Below are 13829 nucleotides of genomic sequence, written 5' to 3' on the forward strand. Positions count from 1 at the left end.
TGACCCTACCGTGAACAGCAGGTGAACAGTGTGAGACTTTTATATTCCTGATAAAGGCAAAGTATCTCAGGTATTTCGTACAGGTAAATCAACACAAAAGCGTGCACCGCCCAGATCAGAAGAGCCAATGGTTATTTTTCCTCCATGGGCTTTTACGATTTCGGAGGATATCGCCAGGCCAAGCCCCCGCCCGCCGGAAGCGGAAGAACGGGACTTGTCTATGCGGTAGAACCGTTCAAAGACCCGTTCGCGTTCAGAAATATCAATTCCAGGCCCTGAGTCGTCGATACTGAACCGAACGAGGTTTTTTGCAGGTTTTTCTTCCTGGATTTGGATGTGTCCTCCGGTCGGAGTATACTTGATTGCGTTGGAAATCAAGTTGTCGACAACTTCCCGTAGTCGAAAAAAATCGCCATAGGTAGTTGCTGGGTTGCCCAAACAAGGTTTAAAGGAAATGGTTATCTCCTTTTCGTTTGCAACAGGGACAAACAGGGCAAGGGATTTGGAAAGCAAAGAACGGATATCGATGGGTTCCTTGGAAAGCTTCAGTTCCCCGGCATCGATGAGTTCCAGTTCACGAAGCGTCTCAATAAGCAGGGAGAGCCTGAGAACTTCCTCGAGTACCGATTTGAGGTTTTCCTGGTCGAAGGAAAGAATGCCGTCAAGCATCCCTTCGATGGTTCCCTGGATGAGAGTGACAGGGGTTCTTAGCTCATGGGCAGCATCGGCAATTACCTGTTTTTTTGCAGTGTCGAGTTTTTTCAATTCAGTTATCATTTCATTAAAAGCCTGGGAGAGCTCTGCAAGCTCATCATTCCCCTTGATGTCCATGGGGGTAGAAAGGTTGCCAAGTGCAATTTCCCTTGCTCTCTGGGCTAACTCTGCCATCGGTTTGGTGAGGTGTATCGATAACATGATCCCTACTGCCAGGGCAATCAGTACGGAAAAGAATGAGGAATAGAGGAGGGACCGCTTGATGGAAGCGAGAAATAGTTCATCAGTGTCCGTGAGCGACGTGTCAACCATGGAACCGACAAGTATAACTCCCTTTTTCCCCTGTACAGTCATGATAGGGATGCCATGGGAGAGATGTCGCTGAGGGTGAGAGGTCCCTATCAACTTTCCTGCCGAATCGGCAACAATATATCCTTCGGTGTCTGCCAAAACCACACGGTTGGAGAAAAGGTTCTCCACCATCGGCTGGTAATAATGGCTCTCTGAAAAGGATTTTATTGTTCCGAACATGCCTTCATCGAGATTTTTGGTAATCATCTCGGGTAGTTCCATGATAAATGTTTGGACATTGTCCCAAGAACCCTGGTCCTCGAAATATTCACTAAGCAACCCAGCATAGACCTCTGCCTTTGACGAATCTCCGCTGAAAATGAAAGTGCGGAATCGGTCATCGGTAGTCTGTAGAATCAAAAATGAGTTTAACAGGGTCAGAATCGCCACTACCAGCAAGAAATAGAGGGGGAGACGATATTTAAGCTTCATGGGGTTGTTCCATGAAACGATACCCTATACCGCGTACGGTCTCGATGAACCTGGATTTATCGCTTTCATCGCCAAGGGCCTTCCTGATATTCTTGATCTGGGCATCGATTGTCCTTTCATACCCCTCGAAAGCCGAACCGGTAGAGGCTCCAAGCAGGTCGAGCCTGCTCCACACCCTTCCCGGTTGCTGGGTCATGAAAACCAGGATGTCGAACTGGGCTGCAGTCAGTTCGACAGGTTTTCCCTCTACGGTTATAGTCCTTTTGGGAATATTTATTGTGATGGGACCATGCACTATCACAGGCGTTTCCTTGTCAGGGCTCTGTACTTTTCTCCTGAGGATTGCTTTTACCCGTGCAACCATCTCCCTTGGACTGAATGGTTTGGGGATATAGTCATCAGCTCCGAGTTCGAAGCCGACAATCCTGTCGATTTCCTCAGTCCTTGCAGAAAGAAAGATGATCGGGATATCAGATTCTTTACGAACTCCTCTGGCAACGGAGAGCCCATCGAGGCCAGGCATATTTATATCGAGGATAAGGCAGTCGAGTGAATGCCTGTGAAAAGCTTCCATGGCTTCGGTTCCATTTTGGCAGGCGATTACCAAAAACCCTTCGGATTCCAAATATTTTGAAACCAGTGCTACAAGTTTTGGTTCATCGTCTGCAATGAGAATCGTCTGTGTCATGTTGTATCCTCCTTAATACCTATTGTTATCGTAAGGATTGACAGGAAAAGATATCTTGTCAAGGGCGAGGGGCAAAGGCATGTTTTTTCTAATCTGTTTGAAAGCACCCATTCATCCAATTGCTATTATCCATTCATAATGCATTCATCAAAATAGAATATATAGTATAGCAGTAAGGACAAAGATGTGCTGAATCATCATTCTTGCAGGAATTTCGAACAGACCTCCCAAGGCCTTGTATCGAAGCGAATCGAATCTCATTACGAGAAGAGGATTGCCTATGTTCGGTAGTTATTGTCTGGGATATTTTGGACGATCTGGCTGGGGAGGTATTACGATGGGATTATTTATGGTAATTATTCCGATTATTGTCATTTTGCTTCTGGTTCGGTACCTGGATGTTCCAGGACGGAAAACCTCTTCCTCGGCAACTGCCCTGGAATTGCTCAAGAAACGGTATGCAAGTGGCGAAGTTTCGAAAGCGGATTTTTTGCAAATGAAAAAGGATTTGCAGGAGTAGTAACCTGAAAGGGTGTGTTCCTCCTGCTTGTTTCCTATATGCATCAGTGAGAGGGTACCCCCACTTGCCTTATATGGCTTGTGGATTCTCTCCGGTTCAACAAAATTTTGGCAATCTGCAGTGGTGAATTATTTTACCCTGCAGGTTGCCTCATTTTTTCATTGGGGAACTACCAGGGTACCCGAGGCAAATAGGGCCACCTCACCCTTAATGAAAATATTGCCCGGTTTCCCCGATTCCATCCACCCGGTGAGTATGCTTGGCCTGTATACGAAACGACCTTGTTTGATCATGATTGGCTTTCCGCGTTCCTTGTATCCGTGGGAAACCAAATAGGCGACCAAAGGACCCGCTGCACTTCCTGTGGCACTATCCTCAAAGATACCACTGTTATCCCAAGACCGGCATTCCATCGATTCAGGGTCGAAGACATAAGCGAATTTTGCACCGAAACCGGAAAGCAAGGACTCGAAATCAGGATTGGCAATGTGCAAGTTCGGCAGAACGCCCCGTATGGGAACCAGTAGATAGGGAAGGCCTGTGGAGACTACTTCCAAGGGATACCCTGGATACAGGTCTTTTTCAGAACAGCTAATTGATGCACAAATCGAAGCGTACCGGTTACGGTCAACCAAACCCAGAAACTGGGGTTTCCCTTGGTTCATGACGACCGAATGAAAGGAGCCTTCCTCCCTTGAGGTAACGCAAATTATCCTGTTGCCTAGTTTTATCGATAGGTTTATTTCCCGTTTTCCGGGATAGAGAACCCTATGCAGCAATCCAGCCGTACCGAGGATGGGATGCCCTGCAAAGGGCAGTTCCTCCTGGACGGTAAATATTCTCAACGGAAAAATGTTATTCTCCTGGGGGAAAACGAACACAGTCTCGAACTGCTTGAACTCCTGGGCGATTTTCAGCATCAGATTTTCATCGAGAAATCCTTCGGCCAAAACGACAGTCAATCCATTCCCTCCCAGAACAGTCTGGGAGAATACATCCACTTGATAGAATTGCATGATTTATATTGAACCCCTACCTGGTTGTTTTCGCAAGTTTACCATAATGGAGAACTTGTAGGCAAAAAAAATTATTAAAGAAATTGGATGTGCGAAAGATAAATGTGATTTATTATACTGTAAACGTTTACAATAAATATTGACAACTGCTTTTTTACATGTAATGATTTCTTTATAAGATATTGGGTGTGTTGCTTTTTTCTAATCCGTGAATTGTAGTGGTGTGGTTTTTAAATAAAGGAGTAGTGGCTTTGAACAATGTTGTGTTGTCAATGAAAGCCATAGACAAGCGCTTTTCCGGTGTGCATGCTCTGAAACAAGTAGATTTCGACCTCTATGAGGGAGAAATCCATGCGCTTGTTGGCGAAAATGGTGCAGGTAAATCAACTCTCATGAAAGCCCTCACGGGAATTTTTCCCAAGGATTCGGGGGAGATTCACTATATGGGCAGGTTATTCAACCCCCGCGGTCCCAAACAGGCCCTTAATGCCGGTATTGCAATTGTCCACCAGGAATTGAATATGATGGACCATCTTACCGTTGCCCAGAATCTCTTCATCGGCAGGGAATCTACCAAGCTCAATGGACTGTTCCTCGATGAGAAACAACAAAACAACCGTGCCCGCCAATTGCTTGCAAAACTGCACATGGACATCGATCCTGAATTGAAACTTGCCAAACTCACCGTAGGGAAACAGCAGATGGTCGAAATAGCAAAGGCTGTCAGCTATAATCTCAAGGTGTTGATCCTTGACGAACCGACCGCAGCCCTGACGGACAGGGAGATCGAAGACCTTTTTACTATTATGCGGGACCTTGCCTCAAAAGGCGTTTCCATGATTTATATCTCCCATCGTCTCGACGAGATAGGCGAGATTTCCAACAGGGTAACCGTATTGCGGGATGGAGAACTTGTAGGAACGAGAAAAACCAGTGAACTGAGCAAAGAAGAAATGATCAACATGATGGTCGGAAGAGTCATCTATGAACAACCCAAGAGTCATAGCAATGTTCCCCCTGACGCTCCTGTGGTGTTGAAAGTTGCTAATCTCAACGCAGGTAATCTTGTCCAAGATGTCAGTTTTGAGCTGCATAAGGGTGAAATACTTGGCTTTGCCGGTCTGATGGGGGCGGGAAGGACCGAAACCGCCAGGGCTTTATATGGTGCTGACAAAGCAACCGGAATAATTGAAATACAGGGTCATCGAATATATATCGATAGTCCGATGGACGCAGTAAAGAATGGAATCGGGTACCTTTCGGAAGACCGGAAACGGTTTGGGCTGGCTATCAGGCTTCCTGTAATGGACAATGCCGTTATGGCTTCCTATGAGGAACTTACCCCCACGTTTTTGCTTCATACCAGAAACCTGGTCAAAGCTACCGGGGAATATGTTCAGAAATTGAAAATAAAGACACCCTCGCTACATCAATATGTCAAAAACCTTTCGGGGGGAAACCAACAAAAAGTAGTCATTGCAAAATGGCTGATAAAAAATAGTTCCGTTCTTATTTTCGATGAGCCGACCAGGGGTATTGATGTAGGGGCGAAGAGCGAAATCTATTCTCTGATGAATGAATTGGTCAAGGAAGGGAAATCGATCATCATGATCAGTTCAGAATTGGGGGAAGTCTTGCGAATGAGCGACAGGATTGTGGTGATGTGCGAAGGCAGGATAACCGGAATCCTTGACATAGCGGAAGCAACCCAGGAAAAAATAATGGGTTTGGCAACGCTTTCCCGATAGGAGTGTGGCAGGTATGGATAACAACGACACTGTAGATTTGCAAGAGAAGAAAAGTTTCATCAATATGCAGAAGCTCCTTGCTCCTCTGGCATTGATAATCATCTATGCATTTTTCTCGCTGTTCGGGAGAAATTTCTTCTCCTTCACCACTTTGGTAAACATCCTCGATTCTTCCTATTATATTGGATTTATTGCCATCGGGGTTACGTTCGTAATTATAACCGGTGGGATAGACCTGAGTTGTGGCACTGTGATGATGTGTGCTGCAATCATTGGGGGAACTGCCTACAAGTCATGGGGCTGGCCCATGTGGCTGTCTCTGGTGCTCATCCTCTCTGTGGGCGTTGCCTTCGGATTTTTCAACGGAATTCTCATTTCTCGGTTGGGACTTCCCCCGTTCATAGCCACTTTGGGGACCCAGATGATCAGCCTTGGTACCGGCTCGATAGTCTCCAACGTCCGGAGTGCAACCTTTCCAGCCAGAGGTGCATCAGACAGCTGGTTCAAGAGTATCTTCAAATTCATCACAGAAGACAACGCTTCGATTCCCACAGGGGCCATTGTCTTGTTCCTGACAGCTTTCATTGCCTATCTTCTTTTGAACAGGACAAAGATGGGTAGGTATATCTTTGCCATCGGTTCAAACAAGGATGCCGCCAGGCTTTCAGGGGTGGATGTTCGAAAATGGGAAATGATGGCCTATGTAGTAGCTGGTTTTACTGCCGGGATGGGTGGTATCGCGTTTGCTGCGGTATATACGACTGTTATGCCTGCCCAAGGGGCTGGATTCGAATTGTATGCCATCGCAGGGGCTGTTATCGGGGGTACTTCGCTTAGCGGAGGTGCCGGCTCGGTTTTGGGTACCATGATAGGTGTCTATATCATGAGCGTGCTTCGTTCGGGGCTTCCTTCCATGGACCTTCAGGCCCAATATCAGACATTCTTTACCGGTGTAGTGGTAATCGGGGCAGTTCTGCTTGATATCTACCGGAATAAAAAGGCCTCGGAAGTGAGAATACAGACTCCGGCGGACCAATTCCGCGAGGAGTCCTTGCATGAGATCGATACTTTGAAACAGCGCTTGGAGAAAGAGCTTTCCCGCGAGGAAAAAACAAAGATTCAACAAGAGATCAGACAGATCAGGGTCAATATGAAAAAGACGTATGCCAGAATGAGAAAGGAGGAAAAAGAGCAGAAAGCACGTTTGGCCCTTGAGGAAAAAGAGTTTGAGATGACAGTCAGGGACGAGAAATCCTAGGCTGTTTATAGATAGGGGAAAACCCGAAGGCGTATGCTTTTGGGAGAAACAGGAGGTTCACATGAAAAAGACCTTGGTTGTTCTGCTAGCTTTGGTTGTACTAGCCTCGTTTGCTCCGATTTTTGCCCAAGCGACACAGGAAATGGGAAAACCGTACATTGCGGTTGTTTCAAAGGGTGAACAACACGATTTCTGGCAACAGGTAAAACTGGGGGCTAATGCAGCCGCTGCCAAGTACAACGTGGATATTACCTTTGAGGGCCCACCGTCGGAAAGCGATGTCCAGATCCAGGTAGAGATGCTGAATAATGCTATGGCAAAGAACCCAGTGGCAATTGCCTTGGCAGCTTTGAATACAAGCAGCGTCCTTGACCAGCTTCAGGAAATCCAGGCAAAGGGTATTCCGGTAATCGGTTTTGACTCTGGTGTTCCAGAGGCCCCAAAAGGATCCATCTGGGCAAATGCTTCCACAGACAATTACAATGCAGCCGGTATGGCCGCAAAGAAAATGTTTGAAGTGATCAAACCCAAGATTGAAATGGCAACCGATGCAAAGCCTGTAAAGATTGTCGTACTGAATCAGGATGCTTCCGGCGAATCATTGCTAAGCAGGGGAAAAGGGTTCCGCGATACCATGGTAGAGCTTATCACCACCCAGACCAAACTGACGAAAAACGATATCAAGGTAATGGGTAACACTGCCTATATCGCTGCAGATAGCCCGACGATGGGAAAGAAAGTTCTCATTGAGATGGTAGTTCCTGCTTCATCGGCAATGACCGATGCCACCAACGCCTCTCAGGCTGTGCTCAATAAAATCGTTTCCGACCATGTACTCGGTATTTTCTGTTCCAACGAAGCTACTGTCAAGGGTTTGCTTGCTGCAACCAATGATGGTGCAATGTTGAAATCCAACCCCAATTACAAAGATGTTGTCGTAATCGGGTATGATGCTGGAGCTGGTCAAAAGAATGCGGTACGTAAGGGTTATTTCCTTGGTTCCATTACCCAAGACCCGTATTCGATTGGTTACCAGGCAGTTGAGTTGGCTTATAAGGCCTATAAGGGCGAGCCAGTTGCCGATGTTGACACCGGTGCAAAGTTCTATGACAAGACCAACATGGACAATGATGATATCAAGGGACTTCTCTACGATTAACAGAAAGTCTTTCTGAGTAAAATGGGGATAGGGGTCCTTTACAAAAGTAAGTCGGATCCCTATCCTTCTTTTTTAGGCATAGGAGCAAGAATCATGAAACGTGAGGGAGAAAACCCCATAACCATCAGGGAAGTTGCTCGGTGTGCCGGGGTTTCGATTGCAACGGTATCGAGGGTCATCAACGATTCTTTGACGGTGACACCTAAAACCCGGGAAAAAGTGAGCGCCGCAATGATTGGATTGGGGTATACCCGAAATGAGGTTGCCCGGTCTTTGAAAATTCGACATACAAGGACTATCGGTATAATCGCCCCGGAACTTTCCAATACGTTCTTCATGGAAGTCTTGGAATCGATGGAGAAGGTTTTTTCTCAACGTGGGTATACGATGGTTATCTGTTCTTCAAGCAACTCGGTTGAGGAAGAACAAAAAAAACTACAAGTTATGATGGAACGCACTGTCGATGCATTGGTAATAATCCCGGTCAGTGATGTCAGTGATCATTTCCAGGGGAAGATGTTGTCAAGTATCCCAATGGTAATTGTAGACAGGCAGCTTCCACGATTACATACCGATACGGTTCTTACCGATAACCGATACGGTGTCCAGCAGGTTATCAAGGCACTCGTGCAGGAAGGTTTCACCAGGATTGGTTTCATAGGCGGGAGTCTGCACATCCCTACTGCCAAAGAACGGTATGCAGGGTATCTCAATGCGATGGAAGAGGCAAATCTTACTGTAGAGGGGGAATATGTTTTTCTCGAAGGTGCGATGGATCAGAAAAGCGGCTACTCCTCCATACAGCGGATACTGCAAAAGCAAGATCATCCACAGGCTTTCTTCATTGCGAACGATTTGCTCCACCTAGGGGCTACGACGTATTTGATGGAAACCTTTTCCCCGGGGAATCGTCCTTCTCTGGTATTCGCCAGTTTCGACTACCTTTCCTATTCCCCTTTACTCCAGTTCTGCCATTATGCAGTATTCCAGCCTTTGGAGGAGATCGGGAAATCGGTGGCAGAATTGTTGCTCCGTCGTCTCGATGATGACTGGGAAGGTTTTCCCCAGCAGATTCTTTTTAAACCTGAAATCAAGGTTATGCATGCCAACGCTACGCCTCAGTTGCAGTTTCCTATTCAGGATTCTGGGAAAGCCTCTTCACAGGTGAATTGCTAGGGGGTTTGCCATGGAACGAGAAAAAGGGTTTGCCTTTTGCGGCCTTGCCTGCTGTGTGTGCAGTGAAAATGCTGACTGCCCGGGATGTCGTAATGAGGGTTGTAAGGATAAGCAGTGGTGCAAAAATTTTCTCTGTTGCAAAGAAAAAGGACTGGATGGCTGTTATCAGTGCGATCAATTCCCCTGCACGGGAAGCATGCTTGACAAGCCCAGGATACTCGCCTTTTCCAGATTTCTGGCCCTCTACGGGGAAGAGAAATTGTTTGCATGTCTGCAGAGAAATGAGGAAGAAGGAATTGTCTATCATTATCCGGGAAAATTGACAGGGGATTATGATACGAAAACTACCGAAAAAGAGCTTTTTGATTTGATTTTATATGGGAAAGAATATCTCTGACCCCTTCTTCACTTCGATTTCTTGCGATATGCTACGTTGCAGAAAGAAATGAGAGGTACCTCCATGATTATTGATCAGATTTCAGAAATGCACAGATATATTCCCCTTCTTCCGGCGCTTGGGAAAGTCGTAGAGATAGTAGAGAGCGGCATCCTCGACTCTATCGCGTTGGGACAATATACAACCGATGATGAGCGGGTCAGGTATAATGTCTTTACCTACGGGACCAAACAGGATTTCCCCGGTGAGTATGAAATCCATAGAAGGGAAGCAGATGTACAGATTCTGTTGCAAGGTTCTGAGAAAATGGATATTGCAAAAAGGACAGCGTTGACCGAGACAATGGCCTATGACGAGAAAAATGACGCTTTGATGGCTAGTGGAGCTTCCTTGGTCTCCTATCATGCAAGTGATGATACGTTTGCCCTTTTCCTGCCAGGTGAACCCCATGCTCCCAATCTGACGGACAGTACCTTTTGCGAGGTAAAGAAAGTGGTTTTCAAGATTCTGGTTGACTGAAGAATCAAAAGTATATTATTTGCTTGTAAGCACGCGTCTGAGGATGCGTGTTTTTTTTAATAAAAAAGTTTGACAGAAGGAAAAAGCTGTGTAACTATTAACCTGTAAGACAGCTTTACTGCTTAACAAAAGGATTGGATGGGGAATGGAAGATTTTACATTAGTCAGGACAAACCTAAGCCAGCAAGTGGCTGAACACCTAGAAGAAGTGATCCTATCCTCCAAATTATCGAAAATCGATGAGAAGCTTCCTTCTGAATTGGCTTTGTCGCGTCAGTACAATGTCAGTAGACCGGTAATTCGAGAAGCTTTAAAGCTGTTGCAGGAACGAGGGTTGGTTGTCATGAAGAATGGTGATGGGTCCTATGTTACCAAACCTGAGACCGATACCATTATGCAAGCGGTAAACAGAATCATGCAGATGGGCAATATATCCTCTGATGATCTGGCTCAAGTGCGGTCGATGCTCGAGATTTCTTCAGCCCAATTGGCAGCTAAAAATGCAACCGACGCACAACTTCTGGAGATTGAAGCCATTGCGGATTCGATGAAAGATGCTTCTTTATCCCTGAAACAACGTGTCGAGAAAGACAGCGCGTTCCATATAGGCATAGCAAGGGCAAGTGGAAACAAATTGCTTGAAACCTTTCTTCAAGTCATTGCTCCCTTGTTGCCTGACTATATGGGAAAAGGTGTATTGCTTCCCGGCGGTATCGAAGACGGGGTGCATAGGCATAGCCTACTTGTTGAAGCACTGAAAAGTCATTCGCCAGAGAAGGCCGCAAAGGCAATGGGAGAGCACTTGGCAGCTTCCCGAGACAACGTTCGGGAATTTGATTCCCGCTTATCCAGGAAACCTCGGTCTTGACCGGGTTATATAATTTTTTCAATGTTTTTCCAGCCAGATGCTGGACAAATTAGGAGGAAACAGATGAAAAAGCTTACTATCGTTCTGTTACTGGTTGCCATGGCTCTACCAATGGCATTTGCCCAGGGTGCTTCCGAAAGCGCAAAACCTGTCGAATTGGTCTATACCATGACTGCTGTTCCAACCGATGCCCATGCCGGTGCCATGAAAGTATTCAAGGAAACGGTAGAGAAGGCTTCCAATGGACAGATTAAGGTTCTTACCTATGATTCGGCTTCTTTGTTCAAGCAGGAACAGGAAGTCTCTGCAGTCAAGAGCGGGCAGGCAGATATTACTGCTACCAGTGCTTCCTGGTTGACTGATGGATCCCCTTGGGTGTCTATGTTCACAGCTGGCTATATGTTCAAGAGCTATGATCACATGACCTCAGTACTCAATGGACCCATCGGACAAGAAGTATTCAATAAGATTGCCCAGGAACAGGGAATTCGTCCCCTTGGTGCCGAATATCTCGGAACAAGGCAGATTAACCTGGTAGTAGACAAAGCCATCAAGACCCCTGAGGATCTCAAAGGGATCAAACTCAGAATGCCCAATTCCGATTCTTGGATTTTCCTTGGAAAAGCAATTGGTGCAAACCCCACCCCGATTTCTTTCAGTGAGTTGTACATGGCTTTGCAGACCAAGACTGTCGACGGTCAGGACAACCCTCTCCCGACAGACAAGAACGCCAAGTTCTATGAAGTCACTAAGTCTATTACTATCACCAACCACCTGGTTGACAGTGTCTGGCCCGCCATCAACGAGAAAAAATGGCAGTCCCTCACCGAACAGCAGAAAGGCTGGGTAATGGAAGGCGTCAAGGCAGGTATCAAGTATTGTGACGAAACCAACTTGAAGGCAGAAGCTGAATTGGTAGAATTCTTCAAGAGCCAGGGTTTGAAAGTCTATTATGCTGACATCAATGCTTTCAGTGAGCATGTTCTTCCCCTCTATCTTGCAAGTGATTATGCAAAGAGCTGGGACATGGATATGTTCAAGAAAGTCCAGGAAGCAGCGAAATAATCTACCAGCGTTTATTTCCGGGACAGGATTCCTGTCCCGGGGATTTTTTCATGAATCATTATGTTTTGTTTGAAGGGAGGTCTTACAAGTGAAAAAGACTGCACTGTTTCTCAGGGAATTCTTTGAGGTCTATGTACCCATTCTTTCCTTTACTGCCATGTTTGTTACATTCATCCTGCAGGTGTTTTTCCGGTATGTAGTCAACCATCCCTTGCTTTGGACCCAGGATGTTATCGTCATAGGATTTTGCTGGACTGTTATCTTTGGTGCCTGTTATACCATGCGGGAACACAGCCATGTACAATTCACGATGCTTTACGAGTTATACAGTCCCAAGTTGGCAGCGGGTACCCGCCTAGCTGGAAATCTTCTGATTGTAGGTACTTTCGCTGTTATGCTGATCCCCTCCATTCGTTATTCCTTTTTCCTGGGATTCCAGATGACTCCGGTATTGCGTGTTTCCTACACCTACATTTTCCTTCCGTTCTGTTATTTCTTATGTTCGATTATTGGTTATACCATCCCTTCAATCAGAGAGGACTGGAAGGTTTTGACCGGTAAACTTACTGACAGCGTCGACCATCTGAAGAAAATGGATGTCGAGGAGGGCCAGCTGGTATGAGTTTTCCCCTATTTATCACCTTATTCGTATTTGTTCTCATTTTCCTATTGAGAATGCCTATTGCCTTTGGCATGTTGGCCTCTGCCGCCTGTTATCTGTTAGTGAAAGGTGGGGATTTGAGCCTGGTAATCAATCAGGTTATGAATACCTATTACACAAACTATGTAATCATCGCTGTTCCTCTCTTTATATTCACTGCGAATATAATGAACTCGGGGAAAGTCACCGATATGATTTTCAATTTTGCCGGTGGCCTCTGTGGCCGGATGAGAGGTTCTCTCGGACAGGTAAATGTCATTGCTTCCCTCATTTTCTCGGGAATGACAGGATCGGCGATAGCTGATGCCGCAGGCCTTGGGAAAATCGAGATTGCTGCAATGAAAGACCAAGGCTACGATGCTGAGTTTGCCTGTGCCATAACTGCAGCCTCGGCGACAATCGGTCCCATTTTCCCTCCTTCGATTCCCCTGGTTATCTATGCGATGCTGTCAAGCACTTCTGTCGGGGCATTGTTTATGGGAGGTATGATTCCTGCCATTCTCCTTACAGGTTTTCTTATGATATATGTTGCCCTCGTGGCGAGGAAAAGAGATTATCCCCGCGGAGCCAAGATAGTCTGGAGCGTATTCTTGAAGGCCACCTTCAGGGCAATCCTTGGATTGCTTACCCCGGTGATTTTGCTTGTGGGAATCTATACGGGTATCATGACTCCTACCGAGGCCGGTGCCATAGCAGGTTTCTATGCTCTGATTATTTCTGTCTTTGCCTACAAGGCAATCGGCTGGAAGGAATTTTTTGCAGTCTTGAAACTTTCTGTGAGGGATATCGGGGCAACCAGCATCATGATCGGTGCAGCTACTATTATCAGTTATATCGTAGCAAGGGAGCAGTTGGCTCTCAATATCGGTAACTGGATTTTAAGTATTACCTCCGGAAAGTATGGATTCTTGTTCCTTGTGAATGTGGTTATCCTCATCCTCGGGATGTTTATGGATACTTCTACGATTCAGCTGGTATTTGTTCCTATCATGATTCCCGTTGCCAGGGCTTTGGGTATCGACATGGTGCATTTTGGCTTGGTCGTAACGTTTAACATGATGGTAGGGCTTTCAACACCTCCGTTTGGAATGTTGCTGTTCATTACTTCAGGGATATCGGGCACTCCGCTCAAAGGAGTCATGAAAGAAATCATCTGGCCTTTGGTGGCAATGATATTGGTTCTGATAATAATTACCTATTTCCCGGAAGTCACGTTGTTCCTTCCGAGAGCTGCTGGTCTGATTTAATTAATTTTCA

At 46.1% G+C, this 13829-nt stretch carries 14 protein-coding genes; 11 read left to right on the plus strand and 3 right to left on the minus strand.

The window, feature by feature from the left end; all coding sequences use genetic code 11:
- Positions 1–66: 66 nt before the first annotated feature.
- Positions 67–1497: a sensor histidine kinase gene (locus SPIGRAPES_RS13130; RefSeq protein ID WP_014271234.1), complete on the minus strand. Its 1431-nt coding sequence runs from the start codon at positions 1495–1497 to the stop codon at positions 67–69.
- Positions 1487–2185, minus strand: a complete 699-nt coding sequence (locus tag SPIGRAPES_RS13135) for a response regulator transcription factor (RefSeq protein WP_014271235.1) — start codon at positions 2183–2185, stop codon at positions 1487–1489. Before SPIGRAPES_RS13135 ends, SPIGRAPES_RS13130 begins: the two co-directional genes overlap by 11 nt.
- Positions 2186–2522: 337 nt before the next feature.
- On the opposite strand from SPIGRAPES_RS13135, the gene SPIGRAPES_RS13140 reads away from it, so the two are divergent.
- Positions 2523–2705, plus strand: a complete 183-nt coding sequence (locus SPIGRAPES_RS13140) for an SHOCT domain-containing protein (RefSeq protein WP_050805777.1) — start codon at positions 2523–2525, stop codon at positions 2703–2705.
- A 158-nt stretch (positions 2706–2863) separates the two neighbouring features.
- Here the strand turns inward: SPIGRAPES_RS13140 and SPIGRAPES_RS13145 are convergent, their stop codons facing one another.
- Positions 2864–3721 (minus strand): PhzF family phenazine biosynthesis protein, encoded by an 858-nt coding sequence (locus SPIGRAPES_RS13145; protein ID WP_014271237.1) that lies wholly within the window; start codon positions 3719–3721, stop codon positions 2864–2866.
- 251 nt (positions 3722–3972) lie between these two features.
- On the opposite strand from SPIGRAPES_RS13145, the gene SPIGRAPES_RS13150 reads away from it, so the two are divergent.
- The 10 genes from SPIGRAPES_RS13150 to SPIGRAPES_RS13195 all read left to right on the plus strand — a co-directional run bounded on the left by SPIGRAPES_RS13150 (position 3973) and on the right by SPIGRAPES_RS13195 (position 13819).
- Entirely contained in the window at positions 3973–5469 is a 1497-nt protein-coding gene (locus SPIGRAPES_RS13150) for a sugar ABC transporter ATP-binding protein (RefSeq protein ID WP_014271238.1), read from the plus strand.
- Positions 5470–5482: 13 nt separating this feature from the next.
- Positions 5483–6727, plus strand: coding sequence for an ABC transporter permease subunit (locus SPIGRAPES_RS13155; protein ID WP_014271239.1), 1245 nt, complete (start codon positions 5483–5485; stop codon positions 6725–6727).
- A 61-nt stretch (positions 6728–6788) separates the two neighbouring features.
- Positions 6789–7886: an ABC transporter substrate-binding protein gene (locus SPIGRAPES_RS13160; RefSeq protein WP_014271240.1), complete on the plus strand. Its 1098-nt coding sequence runs from the start codon at positions 6789–6791 to the stop codon at positions 7884–7886.
- Positions 7887–7979: 93 nt separating this feature from the next.
- Positions 7980–9062, plus strand: a complete 1083-nt coding sequence (locus SPIGRAPES_RS13165) for a LacI family DNA-binding transcriptional regulator (protein ID WP_014271241.1) — start codon at positions 7980–7982, stop codon at positions 9060–9062.
- A gap of 10 nt (positions 9063–9072) precedes the next feature.
- A complete protein-coding gene (locus tag SPIGRAPES_RS13170) occupies positions 9073–9459 on the plus strand; it encodes a DUF3795 domain-containing protein (RefSeq protein WP_014271242.1) in 387 nt (128 codons plus the stop codon).
- A gap of 63 nt (positions 9460–9522) precedes the next feature.
- Positions 9523–9978: a NanQ anomerase/TabA/YiaL family protein gene (locus SPIGRAPES_RS13175; protein ID WP_014271243.1), complete on the plus strand. Its 456-nt coding sequence runs from the start codon at positions 9523–9525 to the stop codon at positions 9976–9978.
- A 145-nt stretch (positions 9979–10123) separates the two neighbouring features.
- Complete coding sequence (locus SPIGRAPES_RS13180; RefSeq protein ID WP_014271244.1) at positions 10124–10846, plus strand: FadR/GntR family transcriptional regulator; 723 nt, start codon at positions 10124–10126, stop codon at positions 10844–10846.
- A 63-nt stretch (positions 10847–10909) separates the two neighbouring features.
- Complete coding sequence (locus SPIGRAPES_RS13185; protein WP_014271245.1) at positions 10910–11911, plus strand: sialic acid TRAP transporter substrate-binding protein SiaP; 1002 nt, start codon at positions 10910–10912, stop codon at positions 11909–11911.
- Between the two features lie 88 nt (positions 11912–11999).
- The gene (locus SPIGRAPES_RS13190) at positions 12000–12533 is read left to right on the plus strand and encodes a TRAP transporter small permease (RefSeq protein WP_014271246.1); all 534 of its coding nucleotides are present in this window, start codon (positions 12000–12002) and stop codon (positions 12531–12533) included.
- A complete protein-coding gene (locus SPIGRAPES_RS13195) occupies positions 12530–13819 on the plus strand; it encodes a TRAP transporter large permease (protein WP_014271247.1) in 1290 nt (429 codons plus the stop codon). Before SPIGRAPES_RS13190 ends, SPIGRAPES_RS13195 begins: the two co-directional genes overlap by 4 nt.
- Positions 13820–13829 lie beyond the last annotated feature (10 nt).

It is taken from the genome of Sphaerochaeta pleomorpha str. Grapes (assembly GCF_000236685.1).
GTDB lineage: Bacteria > Spirochaetota > Spirochaetia > Sphaerochaetales > Sphaerochaetaceae > Sphaerochaeta > Sphaerochaeta pleomorpha.

Excerpts from the sequence above, each read along its gene's own strand:
- SPIGRAPES_RS13130 (WP_014271234.1), bottom strand. The coding sequence starts at position 1,497 with ATGAAGCTTAAATATCGTCTCCCCCTCTATTTCTTGCTGGTAGTGGCG.
- SPIGRAPES_RS13135 (WP_014271235.1), bottom strand. The coding sequence starts at position 2,185 with ATGACACAGACGATTCTCATTGCAGACGATGAACCAAAACTTGTAGCA.
- SPIGRAPES_RS13140 (WP_050805777.1), top strand. The coding sequence starts at position 2,523 with ATGGGATTATTTATGGTAATTATTCCGATTATTGTCATTTTGCTTCTG.
- SPIGRAPES_RS13145 (WP_014271237.1), bottom strand. The coding sequence starts at position 3,721 with ATGCAATTCTATCAAGTGGATGTATTCTCCCAGACTGTTCTGGGAGGG.
- SPIGRAPES_RS13155 (WP_014271239.1), top strand. The coding sequence starts at position 5,483 with ATGGATAACAACGACACTGTAGATTTGCAAGAGAAGAAAAGTTTCATC.
- SPIGRAPES_RS13160 (WP_014271240.1), top strand. The coding sequence starts at position 6,789 with ATGAAAAAGACCTTGGTTGTTCTGCTAGCTTTGGTTGTACTAGCCTCG.
- SPIGRAPES_RS13165 (WP_014271241.1), top strand. The coding sequence starts at position 7,980 with ATGAAACGTGAGGGAGAAAACCCCATAACCATCAGGGAAGTTGCTCGG.
- SPIGRAPES_RS13170 (WP_014271242.1), top strand. The coding sequence starts at position 9,073 with ATGGAACGAGAAAAAGGGTTTGCCTTTTGCGGCCTTGCCTGCTGTGTG.
- SPIGRAPES_RS13175 (WP_014271243.1), top strand. The coding sequence starts at position 9,523 with ATGATTATTGATCAGATTTCAGAAATGCACAGATATATTCCCCTTCTT.
- SPIGRAPES_RS13180 (WP_014271244.1), top strand. The coding sequence starts at position 10,124 with ATGGAAGATTTTACATTAGTCAGGACAAACCTAAGCCAGCAAGTGGCT.
- SPIGRAPES_RS13185 (WP_014271245.1), top strand. The coding sequence starts at position 10,910 with ATGAAAAAGCTTACTATCGTTCTGTTACTGGTTGCCATGGCTCTACCA.
- SPIGRAPES_RS13195 (WP_014271247.1), top strand. The coding sequence starts at position 12,530 with ATGAGTTTTCCCCTATTTATCACCTTATTCGTATTTGTTCTCATTTTC.